At 57.6% G+C, this 1,095-nt stretch carries 1 rRNA gene; it reads left to right on the top strand.

From position 1 onward, the window contains the following. Positions 1–1,095: ribosomal RNA gene (locus ABH925_RS37710) — 23S ribosomal RNA — on the top strand; the annotation flags it as partial.

Here is a 1,095-nt window from a genome sequence, read left to right as displayed (position 1 = left end):
TTCCCAAGTAGCACGGAGCCCGAGAAATTCCGTGTGAATCTGGCGGGACCACCCGCTAAGCCTAAATATTCCCTAGTGACCGATAGCGGACAGTACCGTGAGGGAATGGTGAAAAGTACCGCGGGAGCGGAGTGAAATAGTACCTGAAACCGTGTGCCTACAAGCCGTGGGAGCGTCGCAGCGTGTGCTTGCACACAGCTGTCGTGACTGCGTGCCTTTTGAAGAATGAGCCTGCGAGTTTGCGGTGTGTTGCGAGGTTAACCCGTGTGGGGTAGCCGTAGCGAAAGCGAGTCCGAATAGGGCGGTTGAGTAGCGCGCCCAAGACCCGAAGCGGAGTGATCTAGCCATGGGCAGGTTGAAGCGCGGGTAAGACCGTGTGGAGGACCGAACCCACCAGGGTTGAAAACCTGGGGGATGACCTGTGGTTAGGGGTGAAAGGCCAATCAAACTCCGTGATAGCTGGTTCTCCCCGAAATGCATTTAGGTGCAGCGTCGTGTGTTTCTTGCCGGAGGTAGAGCACTGGATAGGCGATGGGCCCCACCGGGTTACTGACCTTAGCCAAACTCCGAATGCCGGTAAGTGAGAGCGCGGCAGTGAGACTGTGGGGGATAAGCTCCATGGTCGAGAGGGAAACAGCCCAGAACACCGGCTAAGGCCCCTAAGCGTGTGCTAAGTGGGAAAGGATGTGGAGTCGCAGAGACAACCAGGAGGTTGGCTTAGAAGCAGCCACCCTTTAAAGAGTGCGTAATAGCTCACTGGTCAAGTGATTCCGCGCCGACAATGTAGCGGGGCTCAAGTACACCGCCGAAGCCGTGTCATTGCAGCTTAACCCCCAACGGGGGCTGTGATGGGTAGGGGAGCGTCGTGTGCCGGGTGAAGCGGCGGCGGAAGCCAGTCGTGGACGGTTCACGAGTGAGAATGCAGGCATGAGTAGCGATACAAGAGTGGGAAACTCTTGCGCCGATTGACCAAGGGTTCCTGGGTCAAGCTGATCTGCCCAGGGTAAGTCGGGACCTAAGGCGAGGCCGACAGGCGTAGTCGATGGACAACGGGTTGATATTCCCGTACCCGCTTTGAAGCGCCAACGTCGAACC

The organism is Streptacidiphilus sp. EB129 (genome assembly GCF_041262645.1).
Taxonomy (GTDB): domain Bacteria; phylum Actinomycetota; class Actinomycetes; order Streptomycetales; family Streptomycetaceae; genus Streptacidiphilus.
This window is presented reverse-complemented; position numbering and strand designations above follow the sequence as displayed.